17 protein-coding genes are annotated in these 17,814 nt (G+C 75.2%); 9 read left to right on the forward strand and 8 right to left on the reverse strand.

Annotated elements, in window-relative coordinates; translation table 11 throughout:
- Nucleotides 1–33: 33 nt before the first annotated feature.
- On the reverse strand, nucleotides 34–1,029 hold the full coding sequence (locus DMP15_RS18980) for a LacI family DNA-binding transcriptional regulator (RefSeq protein WP_073577023.1): 996 nt from the start codon (nucleotides 1,027–1,029) through the stop codon (nucleotides 34–36).
- 125 nt (nucleotides 1,030–1,154) lie between these two features.
- On the opposite strand from DMP15_RS18980, the gene hisD (DMP15_RS18985) reads away from it, so the two are divergent.
- From hisD (DMP15_RS18985) to DMP15_RS18995, 3 genes are read left to right on the forward strand one after another with little or no spacing between them, the layout of a single operon-like run.
- Nucleotides 1,155–2,486 (forward strand): histidinol dehydrogenase, encoded by a 1,332-nt coding sequence (gene hisD / locus DMP15_RS18985; RefSeq protein ID WP_073577024.1) that lies wholly within the window; start codon nucleotides 1,155–1,157, stop codon nucleotides 2,484–2,486.
- Complete coding sequence (locus tag DMP15_RS18990; protein WP_073577025.1) at nucleotides 2,483–3,244, forward strand: SDR family NAD(P)-dependent oxidoreductase; 762 nt, start codon at nucleotides 2,483–2,485, stop codon at nucleotides 3,242–3,244. Before hisD (DMP15_RS18985) ends, DMP15_RS18990 begins: the two co-directional genes overlap by 4 nt.
- A complete protein-coding gene (locus DMP15_RS18995) occupies nucleotides 3,241–3,969 on the forward strand; it encodes an HpcH/HpaI aldolase family protein (RefSeq protein WP_073577026.1) in 729 nt (242 codons plus the stop codon). Before DMP15_RS18990 ends, DMP15_RS18995 begins: the two co-directional genes overlap by 4 nt.
- Before the next feature lie 406 nt (nucleotides 3,970–4,375).
- On the opposite strand, the gene DMP15_RS19000 is transcribed toward DMP15_RS18995, so the two are convergent.
- From DMP15_RS19000 to DMP15_RS19025, 6 genes are read right to left on the reverse strand one after another with little or no spacing between them, the layout of a single operon-like run.
- On the reverse strand, nucleotides 4,376–5,086 hold the full coding sequence (locus DMP15_RS19000; RefSeq protein WP_337826261.1) for an alpha/beta fold hydrolase: 711 nt from the start codon (nucleotides 5,084–5,086) through the stop codon (nucleotides 4,376–4,378).
- A 3-nt stretch (nucleotides 5,087–5,089) separates the two neighbouring features.
- The gene (locus DMP15_RS19005; protein ID WP_083658872.1) at nucleotides 5,090–5,986 is read right to left on the reverse strand and encodes a carbohydrate ABC transporter permease; all 897 of its coding nucleotides are present in this window, start codon (nucleotides 5,984–5,986) and stop codon (nucleotides 5,090–5,092) included.
- Nucleotides 5,983–6,849, reverse strand: a complete 867-nt coding sequence (locus DMP15_RS19010) for a carbohydrate ABC transporter permease (RefSeq protein ID WP_337826262.1) — start codon at nucleotides 6,847–6,849, stop codon at nucleotides 5,983–5,985. Before DMP15_RS19010 ends, DMP15_RS19005 begins: the two co-directional genes overlap by 4 nt.
- 39 nt (nucleotides 6,850–6,888) lie before the next feature.
- Entirely contained in the window at nucleotides 6,889–8,229 is a 1,341-nt protein-coding gene (locus DMP15_RS19015; RefSeq protein WP_083658873.1) for an ABC transporter substrate-binding protein, read from the reverse strand.
- 6 nt (nucleotides 8,230–8,235) lie between these two features.
- A complete protein-coding gene (hisD, locus tag DMP15_RS19020) occupies nucleotides 8,236–9,555 on the reverse strand; it encodes a histidinol dehydrogenase (protein ID WP_073577029.1) in 1,320 nt (439 codons plus the stop codon).
- Between the two features lie 59 nt (nucleotides 9,556–9,614).
- Nucleotides 9,615–10,928 carry an ABC transporter substrate-binding protein gene (locus tag DMP15_RS19025; RefSeq protein WP_073577030.1) on the reverse strand — a complete coding sequence of 438 codons (1,314 nt, stop codon included), beginning with the start codon at nucleotides 10,926–10,928 and terminating at the stop codon, nucleotides 9,615–9,617.
- A gap of 106 nt (nucleotides 10,929–11,034) precedes the next feature.
- Between DMP15_RS19025 and DMP15_RS19030 the strand changes: the two genes are divergently transcribed.
- The 5 genes from DMP15_RS19030 (at nucleotide 11,035) to DMP15_RS19050 (ending at nucleotide 16,067) form a co-directional block, all read left to right on the forward strand.
- Nucleotides 11,035–12,015 (forward strand): C40 family peptidase, encoded by a 981-nt coding sequence (locus tag DMP15_RS19030; RefSeq protein ID WP_083658875.1) that lies wholly within the window; start codon nucleotides 11,035–11,037, stop codon nucleotides 12,013–12,015.
- Nucleotides 12,016–12,090: 75 nt separating this feature from the next.
- Nucleotides 12,091–13,320, forward strand: a complete 1,230-nt coding sequence (locus DMP15_RS19035; RefSeq protein WP_337826263.1) for a precorrin-3B synthase — start codon at nucleotides 12,091–12,093, stop codon at nucleotides 13,318–13,320.
- Complete coding sequence (locus tag DMP15_RS19040; protein ID WP_073577137.1) at nucleotides 13,317–13,958, forward strand: precorrin-8X methylmutase; 642 nt, start codon at nucleotides 13,317–13,319, stop codon at nucleotides 13,956–13,958. Before DMP15_RS19035 ends, DMP15_RS19040 begins: the two co-directional genes overlap by 4 nt.
- A gap of 32 nt (nucleotides 13,959–13,990) precedes the next feature.
- Nucleotides 13,991–15,547 carry a precorrin-2 C(20)-methyltransferase gene (locus tag DMP15_RS19045; protein ID WP_073577138.1) on the forward strand — a complete coding sequence of 519 codons (1,557 nt, stop codon included), beginning with the start codon at nucleotides 13,991–13,993 and terminating at the stop codon, nucleotides 15,545–15,547.
- Nucleotides 15,548–15,605: 58 nt separating this feature from the next.
- Nucleotides 15,606–16,067, forward strand: coding sequence for a GNAT family N-acetyltransferase (locus tag DMP15_RS19050; protein ID WP_083658876.1), 462 nt, complete (start codon nucleotides 15,606–15,608; stop codon nucleotides 16,065–16,067).
- On the opposite strand, the gene DMP15_RS19055 is transcribed toward DMP15_RS19050, so the two are convergent.
- The gene (locus DMP15_RS19055) at nucleotides 16,048–16,677 is read right to left on the reverse strand and encodes an HAD-IA family hydrolase (RefSeq protein ID WP_304580174.1); all 630 of its coding nucleotides are present in this window, start codon (nucleotides 16,675–16,677) and stop codon (nucleotides 16,048–16,050) included. The two genes, DMP15_RS19050 and DMP15_RS19055, sit on opposite strands and share 20 nt — an antisense overlap.
- Before the next feature lie 56 nt (nucleotides 16,678–16,733).
- Here DMP15_RS19055 and DMP15_RS19060 point away from each other — a divergent pair, with 56 nt between their 5' ends.
- Entirely contained in the window at nucleotides 16,734–17,750 is a 1,017-nt protein-coding gene (locus tag DMP15_RS19060; protein WP_073577032.1) for an alcohol dehydrogenase catalytic domain-containing protein, read from the forward strand.
- Nucleotides 17,751–17,814: the final 64 nt, after the last annotated feature.

A 17,814-nucleotide genomic window follows, 5' to 3' on the forward strand; every position in this document is an offset into this window, starting at 1 on the left:
GGGTCCCGCGGGGATTTCCGGCGACGGGAGCGGCTACGCCCGGGGCGCGGCCACGGTGGCACGGGCGACGTAGTGCGTCGGATACACGACGTGCCGCGGCGCGGCCCCGGGGTCGGTCAGCCGGGCGACGACCAGCCGCGCGGACTCCCGGGCGACCTCGTCGAGGTCGTAGGCGACGGTGCTGAGCCGGACCAGGGCCCAGCGTGAGGTGGGCAGGTCGTCGAAGCCGACCACTGAGGTGTGACCGGGCACCGGGACGCCGGCCTCGGCGGCCGCGTCGAGCGCCCCGAGCGCGACGACGTCGTTGCCGCACAGCAGCAGGGTCGGACCACCGGCCCGCTCGTGCAGCGTACGGAACCCCTCGCGACCGGTCGCGAAGTCGAACGGACCGTGCAGGACGTCGCGCTGGGCGAGCGCCAGCCCGTGCTCGTCGAGCACCGTGCGGACGACCTGCTCGCGCAGCTCACCGGTACTGGTGTTGCGCGGCCCGAAGATGGCCCCGATCCGGGTGTGCCCCAGGCGGACGGCCTCCGCGACCACCTCGCGCACGCCCTGCTCGGGGTCGACGGTCACCGCATCGGCGGCCACGCTGGGCGCGGTCCGGTTCAGGTAGACGAACGGCACGCCGCGGTCGCGCAGCCGGGCGGGCTGGATGGAGTCCACCGTCGTCGTCGAGAGCACCACCCCGGCCAGGCCGTGCGCGGCGACCCGCTCGGGCAGCGGCGCGGTCCCGGCCGACTCGGTGATCAGCACGAGCTCGTGGCCGAGGGCCTCCAGCTCGTGGTGCAGCGGGCCGATCATGTTCGCGTAGAACTGGTTCTCCAGGTCGGCGACGACCAGCCCGATCCGGTTCGAGCGGCCCACCGACAGCGCGCGCCCGATCGCGTTGGTCGAGTAGCCCAGCGCCAGGGCCGCCTCACGGACCCTGCGTTTGGTCGCCTCGGAGACCCGGGGGTGATCGGTGAGCGCGCGCGACACCGTCGGCTGCGAGACCCCGGCGAGCCTCGCCACGTCGCGACTGGTGACCATGTCCGCCCTTCCCCCGACCGTGCGTCGAGCCTAGTGCGCCCCGGGACACACCCTTGACAGCGGCGCGTCACCGCCGTTCACTGCGGAGCCGTAGCGCATACGTATGTTATGCCAGGGAGGACGGAATGTCGCAGGAACTGAAGAGCGCGACGGGGTCGGCCCCGCGCCGCAGCGACGAGGGCGTCGCCGCACGGGTGCGGGCGATCGTGGACGGCGTGCGGACGCGCGGCGACGCGGCGGTGCGGGAGTACGCGGACCGGTTCGACGGCCGCGCGCCGGAGCGCCTGACCCCCGCGCGGGTCGACGAGCTGGTCGCGTCGCTGCCGCAGCAGGTCGTCGACGACATCCGGTTCGTGCAGGACCAGGTCCGGAACTTCGCGCGGGTCCAGCGGGAGTCCCTGCACGACGTCGAGGTCGAGACGCTGCCCGGGGTGGTCCTCGGGCACCGGCACGTGCCGGTCGGCTCGGCGGGCGCGTACGTACCCGGCGGGCGGTACCCGCTGACCGCCTCGGCGCACATGACGATCGTGACCGCGAAGGCCGCGGGGGTGCCGCACGTGGTCGCGGCCACGCCTCCGATCCGCGGCGAGGTCCCGGCGGCGACGGTGGCGGCGATGCACCTGGCCGGCGCCGACGAGATCCACGTCCTCGGCGGGGTCCAGGCCGTCGCGGCGATGGCGCTGGGCACCGGGTCGGTCTCCCCGGTCGACATGCTGGCCGGTCCGGGCAACGCCTATGTCGCGGAGGCGAAGCGGCAGCTCTTCGGCGAGGTCGGCATCGACCTGTTCGCCGGCCCCACCGAGATCCTCGTCGTCGCCGACGGGACCGCGGACCCGCTGACCGTCGCCGTCGACCTGCTGTCACAGGCCGAGCACGGCCCGGACTCCCCCGCCGTGCTCGTCACGACCTCCGAGACGCTGGGCCGGGCCGTGCTCGACCTGGTCGGGCGGCTGCTGCCGGGCCTGCCCACGAACGACCTGGCCGGGCCCGCGTGGCACGACCACGGCCGGATCGTCGTGTGCGACGACGCCGACGAGATGTGGCGGGTCGCCGACGACCTCGCCGCCGAGCACGTCCAGGTCCTCACCGCCGAGCCCCGCGACGCCCTGGAGCGGATGCGCAACTACGGTGCGCTGTTCCTCGGCGAGAACACCTGCGTGTCCTACGGAGACAAGGTGATCGGGACGAACCACGTGCTCCCGACGCTCGGTGCCGCGCGCTACACGGGCGGGCTGTGGGTCGGGAAGTACCTCAAGACCTGCACCTACCAGGAGGTCCGCGACCCCGCGACGAGCGCCGAGCTCGGCCGGGTGTGCGGGCGCGCGTCGCGGGTGGAGCTGTTCGAGGGGCACGCCCGCTCCGGGGACCTGCGGGCCTGGCGGCACGGTGGGGACCGCATCGACTGGCTGGACGAGATCGCGCCGCTCGGGAGCCCGGCACCGGTGGCCGGGTCGTGAGCACGCCGGTCACGGGACGCACCGCGCTGGTGACCGGCGGCGGCAGCGGGCTGGGTGCGGCGATCGCGTCGCACCTGGCCCGTGCCGGGGCGCGGGTCGTGCTGGCCGGGCGGCGTGCCGACGCCCTCACCGCGACCGCGGCCCGGATCGGGCCCGCCGCCCGGGCCGAGGTGTGCGACGTCGCCGACCCGGACTCCGTCGCGGACCTGGCGGTCCGGCTCGCCGACGAGGAGGTCTCGATCGTCGTCAACAACGCCGGGATCGCCGGTCCGGTGGCCCCGCTGGTCGAGGTGAGCCCGCAGGAGTGGGACGAGGTGTTCGCGGTCAACGTGCGCGGCACCTACCTGGTGTGCCGGGCGTTCCTGCCGCCGATGCTCGACCGCGGGGACGGCGACGTGGTCAACGTGGCCTCGGTGTCGGGGAAGCGGCCGCTGGCCCGGCGCACGCCCTACTGCGCGTCGAAGACCGCGGTGCTCGGCCTGACCTCGACGCTCGCGTTCGAGGCGGGCCCGGCCGGGGTGCGGGTCAACGCGCTGTCCCCCGGCCCCGTCGAGGGCGACCGGATGGACCGGAACTTCGCGCTGGAGGCGCAGCGGACCGGCACCGACGTCGCCGCGGCGCGTGCGGCGTTCGTCGGGCGGGCCGCGCTCGGCCGGATGATCACCGCCGACGAGGTGGGCGCGGCGGTCGTCGCGATGCTCGCCATGCCGGGGCTGTCCGGCGCCGACGTCGACCTGTCCGCCGGGATGATCGCGTGAGGGCGCGGGTCGCCGCCGGGGAGCGGCTCGCCGGGGCGCTGGTGCGGATGCCCTGCGAGGAGATCGTGGAGATGCTCGCCGTCGCCGGTCTGGACTTCGTACTGATCGACTGCGAGCACGGGCCGGCCGACGTGTCGATGCTGCGCGCCCACATCGCGTTCGCCGACGCGCACGGCCTGCCGGTGCTCGTCCGCCCCGGGGAGGACGAACACCACCTCGCCCAGCGGGCGCTCGACCAGGGCGCCCGCGGGATCGTCGCCCCGCACGTGGAGGACGCCGCACAGGCCACGGCACTGGTGCGGGCGCTGCGCTACCCCCCACACGGCACACGGGGGTTCGCGACCTACCCGCGGGCGGGGAGGTTCGGCAGCGTCACCGCCGAGGAGCATCGCGCGGCGGCCGAGGACGTGCTGGTCGTGGCGATGCTGGAGTCGCCCGGCGCCCTCGCGCGCGCCGGGGAGATCGTCGGCGTGGACGGTATCGACGGCTGGCTCGTCGGTGTCGCGGACCTGGGTGCGTCCCGCACGGGCACCGACCCGTCCGTCGCCGGGATGCTGGAGTCGGTGCGCGCCGACCCGGCGGTCCGGGACGCCGTACGGGCCGACCTGGCGGGTTCGGCGGACGCGGCCGCGGCGTCGTTCGCGGGTGGCGCGCAGCTGGTGGTCTACAACCTGGCCGCGGTCATGATGGCGTCGTTCCGGGAGCTGGCCGCGGCGACGGGGTGAGCGCCGCCGCCGGAACCGGCGGCTCCGACCGTGATCACCACGAGCGAGGGTGCCGGTGCCACGAACGGCACCGGCACCCTCGCTCGTGTCGATCGTGCGCCCGGCCCGATCGGCGCCGGGCCCGGCGCCGGGCGCGGGCGGCCCGACCGCGCGACGCCCCGAAGCCGGCGCTCGGCACGTCCCCTGCCCCGGGGGCACATCCCCTGCCGCCGGGCACCTCGGCTCCCCCGCGTGCCGACGGCCGCGCGGTGATCCGCGGTGTGCGCGCAGAGCCGGCCCTCGCGCGCGTCCCGACACGCGCGAACAGCCGATCACCGCGCGGGCTTCGGATCAGCGGGACCTGAGCCCGGTCCGCGCCGTGATCACGAGTTCGCGTGCAGTGCCTGCCCCATCACTGCCGGCCCGATCACTGCCCGCCCGTCTCCCGAGCCCGCTCCCGGGCGTGCACCGTGGCCGTCCACCCGGCCACCAGTGTCGCCACGGTGTCCGGGGCCTCGACCGGGAGCAGGTGACCGGCGCCCGGCAGCACGTGCAGCCGGGCGTCCGGCACCAGCCCGGCGATCTCGGTGTGCCGATCGACCGGGCACAGCCGGTCGAGCGCACCGGCCAGCACCAGGGTCGGCACCGCGACGGCGGGCAGGGCCGGGCGCTCGTCGACGCGGGTGCCCTGCAGCCGCAGCTGGGCCGCGAGGCGCCGCTCCCCCGTCTCGTCGGCCATCCGCAGGGCGGTGGCATCGAACGACCGGTCGTGCAGCAGCAGCTCCAGGGGCTGCAGGGCGCGGGCGGGGGCGCCGTCGTCGAGCCGCGTGAGCGCCGCGTCCCAGCCGGCGCGCTGCGCGGGCGTCGGCGGGCGGGCGCTGGTCGCCATCAGGCAGAGCCCGGCGACCCGGTCCGGGGCCCGCCGGGTCAGCGCCATCGCGACGATCCCGCCCAGGCTGAGCCCGCCGAGGGCGAACCGGTCGGGCAGCGCGTCGAGCAGCGCCTCGACCTGGTCGTCGAGGGTCGGCCGGTCGAGGACCGGGTGCAGCGCCCCCGCCCCCGCCGGGCCCCACAGCCGGGCCGAGCAGTTCATGCCCGGCAGCAGGACCAGCGGCGGGGACGACGGGACGGCGGGCACCGCTCAGCCCTTGACCGAGCCCGCGCCCAGACCGGCGACGAGGTAGCGCTGGGCGACGAAGGCGAACCCGATCACCGGCAGCGTCAGCAGGATCGCGGCGGCGCCGGCCTGCTGCAGCATCGGCAGCGTCTGCCCGAGCTGGGTGGCGATGAAGACCGGGACGGTGCGGGCGACGACGTCGGTGAGGACGTTCGCCGTCAGGTACTCCTGGAACGCGAACAGGAACATGAAGATCCCGGCGGTGAGGATGCCGGGGCCCATCAGCGGCACCATCACCCGCCACAGGATCTGGAAGCGGCTGCAACCGTCGAGCATCGCGGCCTCGTCGAGCTCCTTGGGGATCTCGGCGAAGAAGTTGCGCAGCAGCCAGATCGAGAACGGCTGGTTGATCGCCACGAGTGCCGCGGCGACGGCGAAGGTCGTGTCGTAGATCCCCAGCGAACGCGACAGCTCGTACATCGGCAGCACCACGGCGAACCGGGGCAGCGCGCGGAAGATCAGCGCCGCGATGAGCAGCGCGACCGACACCCAGCCCGGGTAGCGCGACAGCGCGTACGCGGCGGGGATGCCGATCAGCAGCGCGATCACCGTGCTGATCAGCGCGACGACCAGGGTGTTGAGCAGGTACCGGTAGAACTCGGTCGTCTGCCAGAGGTCGACGAACGCGGTGAAGGTGGGCTCCCAGGTGAACACCGGCGGATCGAGGAAGGCGACGTCGGTCGGCTTGGTGACCGACATGGCCGTCCACAGCACCGGGCTCAGCATCACCCAGCAGATCACCAGCAGCAGGCCGCCGACCAGGACGGTCCGCCCGCGTGGGCGGCGGCGGGCCGGGGCGGGGCCGGTGTCGTCGGACGGGCCGGGGGTGGTGGCCGGCGGGGCGGTCTGCACGCTGCTCACTGGCGGGCCTCCTTGGCCATGTCCCGGATGAACGGGGAGAGCAGCAGCACGATCAGGACGATGAGCAGCACGTTGATCGCGCTGCCGAGCCCCAGCTGCTGGCCGCCGTCCTGGAAGGCGATGTTGTAGATGTAGAGCATGATCGACTCGTTGCCGATCTGCGGTGCCTGCGGCGAGAGCGGGACGAGTTGGTCGAACGTCCGCAGCACGTCCATGATCGAGATGATCGAGACGAAGGTGAGGACGCCCCGGATGCTCGGCACGATCACGTGCCAGTGCACCCGCCAGCCGGTGGCGCCGTCGATCCGGGCGGCCTCGACGATCTCCCCCGGGACGCCCTGCAGCCCGGCGAGGATCACCAGCATGGCGAACGGCAGCATGAACCAGACCGTGTTGAGACCGATCATCACCCGGTTCGCCCACGGCTCGGTGAACCAGAGGATCTCGGCCCCGGTGAGCTCGGTGATCAGGTAGTTGACGACGCCGCCGAAGTTGGAGTCGAACAGCCAGGAGAACATCGTCGCGCCGACGACGTTGGGCACGACGTAGGAGACCAGGAGCACGCCGAGCACCCAGGGGCGGGACCGGCCGAGCCCGTTGACCAGCACGGCGAGCAGGTAGCCCCCGACCAGCAGGACGGCGACGACGGCGACGGTCAGGCCGACGGTGAACAGCGCCGCCCGCCCGAGCCGGGGGTCGGACAGGGCCTGGGTGTAGTTGTCCAGGCCGAGGAAGGTGCCGGGTTCGCCGTAGTTGACCCGCTGCAGGCTCCACTCCACGGTCTTGTAGAGCGGGAACAGCAGCAGGCCGAGCATCACCAGCAGGCTCGGGGAGACCAGTCCCAGGAACTCGCGCCTGCGCATGGTCGCCTCACCTCGCTCTCGTGGGTGGTGGGAAGGGGGTCAGCGCCGGTACTCGGCGACGATCGCGGTCGCGATCTCCTGCATCTGCCGCTGGCCGTCCGGGATCGTCGTCCGGCCGGCCAGCACGTCGGCGACGACCGGGCGGGTCTCGTTGCTGATCCGCGACGTCCACGGGTAGGGCTCCGGTGGGGAGGCCCTGCCGATCGACTCCAGCTGGGCCCGCGCGAACGGGCTGCTGTCCGGGGTCACCATGCCCTCCCGGGCCGGGAACGCGCCGGGCACCGCGGCCCTCGACGACTCCGGCCCGACCGAGGCGGCGACGAGGTGGAACAGCAGGTCCCTGTCGACATCGGTGTTCTCCGGGATCGCCCAGCCGTCGACCGACAGCGTGTTGTAGAGCACGTCGCCGCCGGCCACCGACGGCGGCGGGGCGAACGCGAAGTCCGCGGCGAACCGGCTGTTGTCCGCCTCGGTGAGGTCCTTCATCCGGCCGCTGAACATGATCGCGATCGCGGCAGAGCCGTTGTACATCTGCTGCTGCACCGCGGGCTGGGCGAACGTCGTCACCTGCGGGTCCATGTAGGGCACGAGCGAGCGCAGCTGCTCGAACGCCTCCGCGGCCTGCGGGGTGTCGAAGTTCGGGCGGCCGGTGTGCCGGTCCACGTAGTCGGTGCCCAGCGAGCCCAGCGCGGCGTCGTAGGCGGTGGCGAGGTCCGAGCTCGCCAGCAGCGGAAGCGCCAGCGGGTAGCGGATGCCGCCGTCGCGCTGGATGCGCTCGGAGACCTGCCGCAGCTCGGCGAAGGTGCGCGGCGGCGTCAGCCCGAGCCGGTCGAAGACGTCGCGGCGGTAGGCCATGACGAACATCTGGGCCTGCATCGGGATGCCGTAGAGGGTGCCGTCGTAGGACATCGCCTCGCGCATCGCCGGGTTGAGCCGGTCCAGGTCGAACTGCGCGCCGTAGCGGGCCACCAGGTCGTCGAGCGGGTGGAGCTTGCCGGTCGAGGCCTGCTGCGGGACGACGAAGCCGTAGGTCTCGAGGATGTCGTAGGTGCCGAAGCGGCCGGCCAGCGTCGCGATCGTCTTCTGGGCCTGGCCCGCGTAGTCGATCGGCTCGTGGTGCAGCGTGACCCCGTCGCGCGAGCAGCTGCGCACCATCGAGTTGGTGAACGGGTCGATCGCCGAGGAGTTGTAGGCCAGGACGTTCACGTCCACCGGCGACGGTGGCGGTGGGAAGTCGCACGGGACGAGCGTGGCGGTGGCGGCGGGGGTCCGCGACCCGGCGCCGCATCCGGCCAGCAGCAGCACCACGGCGAGCCCCAGCGCCACCACGAGCGGGCGGCTGCCCCGGCCCGCCGACCCACCTCCGACATACATACGCATGCGCGATCAGTCCCGGAGTGCGTCGAGCCGGATGCGGGCGCTGTCGCGGTGCCCGACGAGCTGCTCGAAGTCGGACACGGTCACGGTCGGCTCGGCCTGGGCGCGGGTCGCCTCGCGGGTCGCCCGCTGGTAGGTCAGCTGCTTGAGGAAGCCGGCCACCGACAGTCCGCCGGTGTAGCGCGCGCCCCGGGTCGTCGGCAAGACGTGGTTGGTGCCGGACATGCCCTTGTCGGCGTAGGCCACCGTCGAGTGCGGACCGAGGAACAGCGATCCGTAGTTGCGCAGCCGGCCCAGCCACCAGTCGAGGTCCTCGGCGATCACCTCGAGGTGCTCCGGAGCGAGGGTGTCCATGACCCGGGCGACCGTCTCCCGGTCCGGTGCCAGGTAGACCGTGCCGTGGTCGCGCCAGGCCGCCCCGGCGATCGGGGCGGTCGCCAGGCCCGCGAGCTGCTTCTCGATCTCCTGCGGCACCTCCTCGGCCAGCCGCCCGGAGGTCGTGACCAGGGATGCGGGCGAGGTCGGCCCGTGCTCGGCCTGGGCCAGCAGGTCCGCGGCGACGGTCGCGGCGTCGGCGGTGTCGTCGGCGATCACGGCGACCTCCGACGGCCCGGCCAGCACGTCGATGCCCACCTGCCCGTAGAGCTGGCGCTTGGCCTCGGCCACGTAGGCGTTGCCGGCGCCGACGATCATGTCCGAGGGCGTCCCGTCGAGCAGCCCGAACGCCATGGCCGCGAGCGCCTGCACACCGCCGACGGCGTAGACCGCGTCGGCACCGCTGATGTGCGCCGCGTAGAGCACGGCCGGGTGCGGGCGGCCGTCGCGCGAGGGCGGGGTGGCCGCGACGATGTTCGGCACGCCCGCGACCCCGGCCACGCCGACGGTCATGAACGCGCCGGCCAGCAGCGGGAACCGGCCCGCGGGGAGGTAGGCACCGACGTTCTGCACGGGAACCAGGCGCTGTCCGCACACGACCCCGGGCAGCACCTCGGACTCGAAGTCCTGCAGCCGCGCCCGCTGCATCCCGGCGAACCGGCGGGTCCGGTCGGCGCCCGCGTCGAGCGCCGAACGCAGGTCCGCGGGCAGCTCGTCCCCGGCCCGGGCGAGCTCGGCGGGACCGACGAGCAGGTCGGAGCCGGTGAACCCGTCGAGGTCACGGGCGTAGCGCAGCACGGCGTCCATCCCGTCCGCGGAGATGGTGCGCAGCATCTCCGAGACGGTGGCGACCACGGCCGGGTCGCGCAGGTCTGCGCTGTCGGCGACGGCCGGCGCCTTCGCCACGGTGACGGGTGAGCCGATCCGCCGCATGTCCGCTTCAGTGAGGTGCATACGCATACACTAGAAGTCGCGGGCCGGACCTGACAAGGGCCGGACGACGTCCGGGCGGCTCAGCCCACCTCCCGGTACTCGGCGACGATCGCCGTCGCGATGTCCTGCATCCGCTGCTGCCCCTGCTCCACGGGGACCCGCCCGGCCAGCACGTCGGCCACCACCGGACGCGTCGCGACCGAGATGCGCGAGGTCCACGGGAACGGCTCGGGCGGCGGGGCCTTCCCCAGCGCCTCCAGCTGCGCCGGCGCGAACGGGCTGCTGGCCGGCGTCACGCTGCCCAGCCGCGACGGGAACGCCGCCGGCACCGCCGCGCGCGCCGACTCCGGCCCCACCGACGCGGCCAGGAACCGGAACAGCAGGTCCGGGTCGACCTCGGTGTTGGCCGGGATCGCCCAGCCGTCGACCGACAGCGAGTTGTAGAGCACGTCGCCACCGGCGACCGACGGCGGCGGGGCGAACGCGAACTCCCGGGAGAAGCGGCTGTTGCGCTCCTGGACCAGGTCGAACATCCGGCCGCTGTACATGATCGCGATCGCGGCCGAGCCGTTGTACATCTGCTGCTGCACCGCGGGCTGGGCGAACGTCGTCACCTGCGGGTCCATGAACGGCAGCAGCGACCGCAGCTCGGTGAACGCCCGCGCCGCCGCCGGGGTCGTGAAGTTCGGGCGGCCGGTGTCGCGGTCGACGTAGTCGGTGCCGAGCGAGCCGAGGGCGGCGTCGTAGGCGGTGGCGATGTCGGCGCTCGCGAGCAGCGGCAGCGCCAGCGGGTAGCGGATCCCGCCGTCGCGCTGCACCCGGGCCGCGACCTCGCGCAGCTCGGCGAAGGTCCGGGGTGGGGCCAGGCCGAGCCGGTCGAACACGTCGCGGCGGTAGACGAGCGTGAACGGCTGGGCCATGGTCGGCAGCCCGTAGAGCTTCCCGTCGTAGGACAGCGCCGCCAGCATCTCCGGGCTCAGCCGGTCCAGGCCGTACTCCTCGCGGTACCGGGCGACGAGGTCGTCGAGCGGGCGCAGCTTCCCGGTCGAGGCGAACTGCGGCACGACCAGCCCGTAGGTCTCGACGATGTCGTAGGTGCCGTAGCGCCCGGACAGCGTCGCGATGGTCTTCTGGGTCTGCCCGGCGAAGTCGATCGGCTCGTGGCGCAGCGTCACGCCGTCCCTCGAGCAGCTGCGGACCATCGTGTTCGTGAACGGGTCGACGGCCGAGGAGTTGTAGGCCAGCACCCGCACGTCGAGACCCTGCGCGGGCGGCGGGAACCCGCACGGCACGAGTGTCGCCGTCGCGGCCGGGGTGCGTGAGCCCGCGCCGCAGCCGGCCAGGAGCAGGGCCAGCACCGTCACGACGGCCGCGGTGATCCGGTGGGGGCGCACCGCACCATGAGAACCCACCCGTGTGGGCGGGGCCACTCCACCCGTCGTGGTGACCCGGCGGTGTGGCTGCTTGCCCCGGCCCATCCGGCTGTCGAGAGTCCCCGCCGTGCCCCGTGTCCTGTCCGTCCTGTTCGCCGCGGTGCTCGGCTGCGCCGTCCTGCCCGCGGTCGCCCTGCCCGCGGCCGCCGACGGACCGGGGCGCACGTTCGTCGCCGTGTCGGTCGCGACCGTGTGGACCTCACCGGACAGCCCGCGCCCGCGGGACCGGGCCGCCGTCGCCGCCCCGGCCGACCCGGCCGCATGGATGGGGTCGATGAGCAGCGCGGACCGCCGCGAGCTCACCACCGCCTCGCGGACCCAGACCCAGGCGCTGCTCGGCGCCCCGGTGACCGTGACCGAGCGCCGCGACGGGTGGGCGCGGGTCGTCGTGCCCGGCCAGCCGTCGGACAAGGACGGCCGCGGCTACCCCGGCTGGGTCCCCGCGGCCCAGCTCGTCGACGACCCCGCGTTCGGTGCGCTCGCCGCGGGGGCGCCCACCGGCACCGTCGACGGCGTCGCGACGGCCTGGCTGTACCGCGACCCGGCACGCACCGAGCGGCTGCGCGAGGTCAGCGTCGGCACCCGGCTGCCCATCGTCGGCGAGGCGGGCGACGCGGTCCGGGTCGCGCTGCCCGGCGGCGACCAGGCGTGGCTGGCGGCGGGTGAGCTGCGCGGAGGGGCCCCGCCCTCCCCGACCGGAGAGGGTCTGGTCACGACGGCACGGCTGTTCCTGGACCGCCCCTACCTGTGGGGCGGGCGTTCCGGGTTCGGCCCCGACTGCTCGGGGTTGACCGGGCTGTCCTACGCCCTGCACGGGATCACCGTCGGGCGGGACGCCTCCGACCAGTCCCGCGGCGGGCGCCCGGTCGACGACCCCGCCGACCTGCGTCCCGGTGACCTGCTGTTCTGGAACTCCCCGGCGACGCACGTCGCGATGTACGCCGGCGACGGCACGATGATCGAGGCCTTCGACGCGGCCACCCCCGTCCGGGTGACCCCGGTGCGGTTCGACGCGACCTACTCCGGCGCCCGCCGGTACCTGCCGTGACCTGAACACCTGACGAGGTGTGACCGCCGCCCCGACGGGTCCCCCCACCGGTCGCGGATGCCTACAGTGTCCGGCGTGCCGTCGCCGACCACCCGTACCCGCGCCGACGCCTGCCCCGGCGTCGTCTCGCCGCACGCGGCGGCGGACGGGGCCCTGGCGCGGGTCCGGCTTCCCGGCGGGACGGTCACCGCGGCGGCGCTGCGTGCGGTCGCGGCGCTGGCCCGCGACGCCGGCGACGGCGCCGTCCACCTGACCTCGCGCGGGAACCTGCAGCTGCGCGGCCTCGACCCGGCCGACCCGCGCCCGGTGGAGCGGCTGACGGCGGCCGGGCTGCTGCCGTCGACGACCCACGAGCGGGTCCGCAACGTGCTGGCCTCCCCGCTGTCGGGGATCGACGGCGGCCTCGCCGACGTCCGCGGCCTGGCCACCGCGCTCGACCGCGGCCTGTGCGCGCGCCCCACGCTGTCGGCGCTGCCCGGCCGGTTCCTGTTCGCCCTCGACGACGGCCGCGGCGACGTCGCCGCCGAGCGTCCCGACCTGTGCTGGCGGGCGCGGGGCTCCGACGGGGGCGAGCTGGTCGTGGCGGGCGCCGCGACCGGCCTCTCCTGTCCCCCCGCCGAGGCCCCCGTGCTGCTGCTCGACGCGGCCGCGGCGTTCCTCGACCTGCGGGCCGCCCACAGCGCCGACCCGGCCGCGCGGGCCTGGCGCGCCGCGGAGCTGCCCGGGGCCGCGACCGGGATCCCGGCCCGGCTCTCCGGCCGCAGGACGACGCCCGCGCCGGGACCCGGAGCCCGGTCCGCGGGCGACACCGGTGGTCGATCAGCACGTTCCCGCCGCGCGGGGGGCGGGAACGTGCTCGTCGGCGTGTCCGACGGCGGAGCACTGGGCGTCGCGCCCCTGCTCGGGCAGCTCTCGGCCGCGCAGCTCGATGTGCTGGCCGGTGAGGCCCCGGGGCTGCTGGTCACCCCGTGGCGCACCCTCGTGCTGCCCACCCCGGCAGCCGGTGCCGCCGACCGGCTGGCCGGGGCGGGACTCGTCGTCGACCCCGGGCACCCCGCGCTGCGGGTGAGCGCCTGCGCCGGATCGCCGGGCTGCGCGAAGTCGCTGGCCGACGTGCGTGCCCATGCGCTCGACCTGATCGGCCGGGGCGGCCCGCGGACGGGCGCGGGGCCGGACATGCTGCACGTCGTCGGCTGCGCCCGCCGCTGCGGCGCCCCGCACGCCGCGCACCGCGACGCCGTGGCCACCGGGCCGGGCACCTACGTCATCGACGGACACACGATCACGACCGAGGAGCTCCGCTGAGCGGGTACGACTACATCACCGACGGCAACGAGATCTACCGCCGCTCGTTCGCGACGATCCGCGCGGAGACCGACCTCTCCGGGCTCCCGCCCGGCGTCGACGACATCGCCGTCCGCATGATCCACGCCTGCGGCCAGGTCGACCTCGTCGACGACATCGCCGCCTCCGACGGCGTCGTCGCGGCCGCACGCGCCGCGCTGCGGGCCGGTGCCCCGATCCTGTGCGACGCGATGATGGTCGCCTCCGGGGTGACCGCCGCCCGGCTGCCCGCGGACAACGAGGTGCTCTGCCTGCTGCGCGACGCCCGGGTGCCCGACCACGCGCGGCGGATCGGCAACACCCGGTCCGCGGCCGCGCTGGAGCTGCTCGCCGACCGCTTCGAGGGCGCGGTGCTCGCGATCGGGAACGCCCCGACCGCGCTGTTCCACGTGCTGGACCTCATCGACCGCGGCGACGCACCCCGCCCGGCCGCGGTCATCGGCATCCCGGTGGGGTTCATCGGCGCCGCCGAGTCCAAGGCTGCCCTCGCCGAGCGGACCGACCTGGAGCACCTCGTCGTCCACGGCCGTCGTGGCGGGTCGGCGATCACCGCGGCGGCGCTGAACGCGCTGGCCCACGAGCAGGAGATCATCGCGTGAACGAGCGTGCGAGTGCCGCGCAGCAGCACAGCGTGACAGGCACCCTCTACGGCGTCGGCCTCGGTCCGGGCGACCCCGAGCTGACCACGATCAAGGCCGCCCGGCTCGTCCGCGACGCCGACGTCATCGCCTACCACTCGGCCCGGCACGGCCGCTCCATCGCGCGCCGGATCGCCGAACCGCACCTGTCGGGCACCGCGATCGAGGAGGCGCTGGTCTACCCGGTCACCACCGAGGCCACCGACCACCCCGGCGGCTACCAGGGTGCGATCGACGCGTTCTACACCGAGGCCGCCGCCCGGCTCGCCACGCACCTCGACGCGGGCCGCGACGTCGTGCTGCTCGCCGAGGGCGACCCGCTCTTCTACGGCTCCTACATGCACATGCACAAGCGGCTGGCCGGGCGCTACCCGACCGAGGTCGTCCCGGGCGTCACCTCGATCAGCGGCGCCGCCGCGGCGATCGGGCAGCCGCTGGTGGAGCGCGACGAGGTGCTCACCGTGCTGCCGGGCACGCTGCCCCGCGAGGAGCTCGCAAGGCGGCTCGCGGGCACCGACTCGGCGGCGGTGATGAAGCTCGGGCGCACCTTCACCACGGTCCGCGGGGCGATGGCCGACGCCGGCGTGCTCGACCGGGCCCGCTACGTCGAGCGGGCCACGATGGAGGGCCAGCGGACCGGCTCGCTGTCCGACGTGGATCCCTCGGACGTGCCCTACTTCGCGATCGCCCTGGTCCCCGGTGAGGTCGCCGCCTCGGTGCCCGAGGAGGCCGTCGGGTCCGTCGCGGAGCCCGGAGGCGCGGCGGCCGAGGAGCGGTCGGTGCGCGGGCCGGGTGAGGTCGTCGTGGTCGGGACCGGTCCCGCCGGGCGGGACTGGCTGACCCCGCAGGTCGCCCGCGCCCTGTCGGAGGTGGACGACCTCGTCGGCTACGGCCCCTACCTGGACCGGGTGCCGCCGAACCCGCGTCAGACCCGGCACGCCTCGGACAACAAGGTCGAGTCCGAGCGGGCGGCGCACGCGCTGGACCTGGCCGCCTCGGGGCGGCGGGTCGCCGTCGTCTCCGCCGGGGACCCGGGGGTGTTCGCGATGGCGACCGCGGTGCTGGAGGTGGCGGCGGAGCCGAAGTACCACGACGTCCCGGTCCGGGTGCTGCCCGGCATGTCCGCGGCGCAGGCCGTGGCGGCCGCCGTCGGTGCCCCGCTGGGGCACGACCACGCCCTGATCTCGTTGTCCGACCGGCTCAAGCCGTGGGACGTGGTCGCGGACCGGCTGCGTGCCGTGGCCGCGGCGGACCTGGCGATCGCGATCTACAACCCGCGCTCGAAGGCCCGGCCGTGGCAGGTCGGCGCGGCCCGCGACGTGCTGCTGGAGCACCGTGCACCGGAGACCCCGGTGGTGCTGGGACGCGACGTCGGCGGCGCCGGGCAGCGGATCGTCGTCACCACGCTGGGCGAGCTGGACCCGGAGCAGGTCGACATGCGCACCCTGGTGGTGGTCGGCTCGTCGACGACCCGGGCGGTCGAGCGCGGCGGCGCGACCGTCGTGTTCACGCCCCGGCACTACGGCCCCGGCGGCACGACGACCGACTGACCACATCCGCCGGTTGTCGACATCCTGACGGATGCCGGTTCCGCGCTAGCGTCACGCCGTGCAACTGCAGGTGCGGCGCTTCGGGCCCGACGACTGGGAGCCGGCACGCGCAGCCCGGCTCGCCTCGGTGCGGGACGGCTTCGGTGAGGACAGCGACTTCTACCGCGAGCAGGCGGCCATGGAACCGGCCGCCTGGCGGGCGGTCCTGGCCGAGCACGTCCGTTTCGGAGCCTTCGACGGCGACCGGCCGGTCGGCACCGCCTGCTGGCGGGCCGGTGACGACGGCGACGGCGACGGGCAGCTCTACGGCATGTGGGTCCATCCCGACGCGCGCGGGACCGGGCTGGCCGACGCGCTCGTCGACGCCGTCGTCGCGGCCGCGCGCGAACTCGGCTCGGCCACCCTGTCGCTGAAGGTGGAGCCGGGCAACGCCCGGGCGATCGCCTTCTACGTCCGTACCGGGTTCGTCGCCGACGGCGACCCCGGCCCGGGACTGGTCGTCATGACCCGCCCGGTCTGACCGCGGCGGCGAGCCCCAGCAGGGCCGTCAGCCCGGTCAGGCCGGCGGGCCGCAGGTCCCCGTCGAGGCCCCGCAGCGCCGCGGTCGCCGCGCCGGCGGCCCGGCCGGCGGCGAGCCCGACCTCGGCGTCCTCCACGACCAGGCAGGCGGCCGGGTCCACCCCGAGCGCGGCCGCGGCGGCGCGGTAGCCCTCCGGGTCCGGCTTGCCGTGCCGCACGTCGTCGCGGGCGACGAGCACCGGCGCATCGATCCCGGCGGCGCCGAGGCGGGCGGCGGCGAGCCGCCGGTCGGCGCTGGTCACGACGGCCCACGGGACCCGCGCCGCGTCGAGGGCGGCGAGCAGGGCGTGTGCCCCGGGCAGCGCGTCGACGTCGTCGAGGTCGTCGTACTGCAGCTCCAGCTGGCGGGCCGCGGCGGCGTCGAGTGCCGCGCCGGACAGGTCCGGGCGCAGCAACCGGATCGTGCCGTCGCTGGGCACCCCGTGCGCGACGCGGACGAGGTCGGCCCCGGCGACGCCGTACTCGCGCGCCCAGGCGGCCCAGGAGCGGGCGACCGCGGCGTCGGACCCGACCAGCGTGCCGTCCATGTCGAACAGGATCGCGGCGTACACACCGCACCACCCCTTTCCCTCGGATGGCGAGCCTATCGGCCTGGGAGGATCGCCCCATGCGAGCAGTACGGATCACCGCGTTCGGCGCACCGCCCGAGGTCGTGGACCTGCCGGACCCCACCCCGCCCGTGGGTGGAGTGGTCGTGCGGGTGGAGGCGACCGGGCTGTGCGCCAGCGACCGGTTCGCCTGGGCCGGGCACGACGGTGACGTGACGCTCCCCCACGTGCCCGGCCACGAACTGGTCGGGCACGTGGTCGCGACCGGCGCCGGGGTCACCCGGTTCCGGGCCGGTGACCGGGTCACGACGCCGTTCGTCTGCGGCTGCGGTGTCTGCCCGGACTGCCGGGCGGGCCGCGCGCAGGTCTGCCCGCACCAGCAGCAGCCCGGGTTCACCCACGACGGGTCCTTCGCCGAGCTCGTCGCGCTGCACCACGCCGACCACAACCTGGTGCCGGTCCCCGACGACGCCGACGCCGCCGGCGCCGCACTGCTCGGCTGCCGGGTCGCCACCGCGCACCGGGCGCTCGTCGGGCGCGGCGGACTGGCCTCCGGGGAGCGGGTCCTCGTACTCGGAGCGGGCGGGGTCGGGCTGGCCGCGGTGCTGATCGCGTCGGCGCTGGGCGCCGAGGCGGTCGTCGCGGACCCCTCGCCCGTGGCGCGGGACCGGGCGGTCGGGCTGGGCGCGGTCGCGGCGGTGGACACCGCGGACGGCCCGGACGCGGTGCGCGAGGCCGTCGGCGAGGGCGGCGCCCGCCTCGCGGTGGAGGCCGCGGGCCGCGCGGACGCCCTGGACCTCGGGGTCCGGTCGCTGCGCAGGCAGGGAACGCTCGTGCAGGTCGGTCTGCTCACCCGGGAGCCGGTGGTGCCGGTGCCGCTGATGATCGCGCACGAGCTGACCGTCACCGGCAGCCACGGGATGGCCGCAGCGGACTACCCGGAGCTGATGGCACTCGTCGCCGACGGGCGGCTCGACCCGGGCCGGCTGGTCACCCGGCGAGCCGGGCTGGACGCGCTCGCCGGGGCGCTGGCCGCGGCTCCCGAGCCGGGCGGGATCCTCGTCGGCCTGCCCTGAGACCCGGCCGCGGACCGCTCGGCCCTCCCGGTGGAGCCGGCTGTGCCCTCCCGCCCGGCGACGC

The organism is Pseudonocardia sp. UM4_GMWB1 (genome assembly GCF_017312155.1).
GTDB classification, from domain to species: domain Bacteria; phylum Actinomycetota; class Actinomycetes; order Mycobacteriales; family Pseudonocardiaceae; genus Pseudonocardia; species Pseudonocardia alni.

Coding starts and splice junctions, on each gene's coding strand:
- DMP15_RS18980 (WP_073577023.1), bottom strand. CDS start 1,029: ATGGTCACCAGTCGCGACGTGGCGAGGCTCGCCGGGGTCTCGCAGCCG.
- hisD (WP_073577024.1), top strand. CDS start 1,155: ATGTCGCAGGAACTGAAGAGCGCGACGGGGTCGGCCCCGCGCCGCAGC.
- DMP15_RS19010 (WP_337826262.1), bottom strand. CDS start 6,849: ATGCGCAGGCGCGAGTTCCTGGGACTGGTCTCCCCGAGCCTGCTGGTG.
- DMP15_RS19015 (WP_083658873.1), bottom strand. CDS start 8,229: ATGCGTATGTATGTCGGAGGTGGGTCGGCGGGCCGGGGCAGCCGCCCG.
- hisD (WP_073577029.1), bottom strand. CDS start 9,555: ATGCACCTCACTGAAGCGGACATGCGGCGGATCGGCTCACCCGTCACC.
- DMP15_RS19060 (WP_073577032.1), top strand. CDS start 16,734: ATGCGAGCAGTACGGATCACCGCGTTCGGCGCACCGCCCGAGGTCGTG.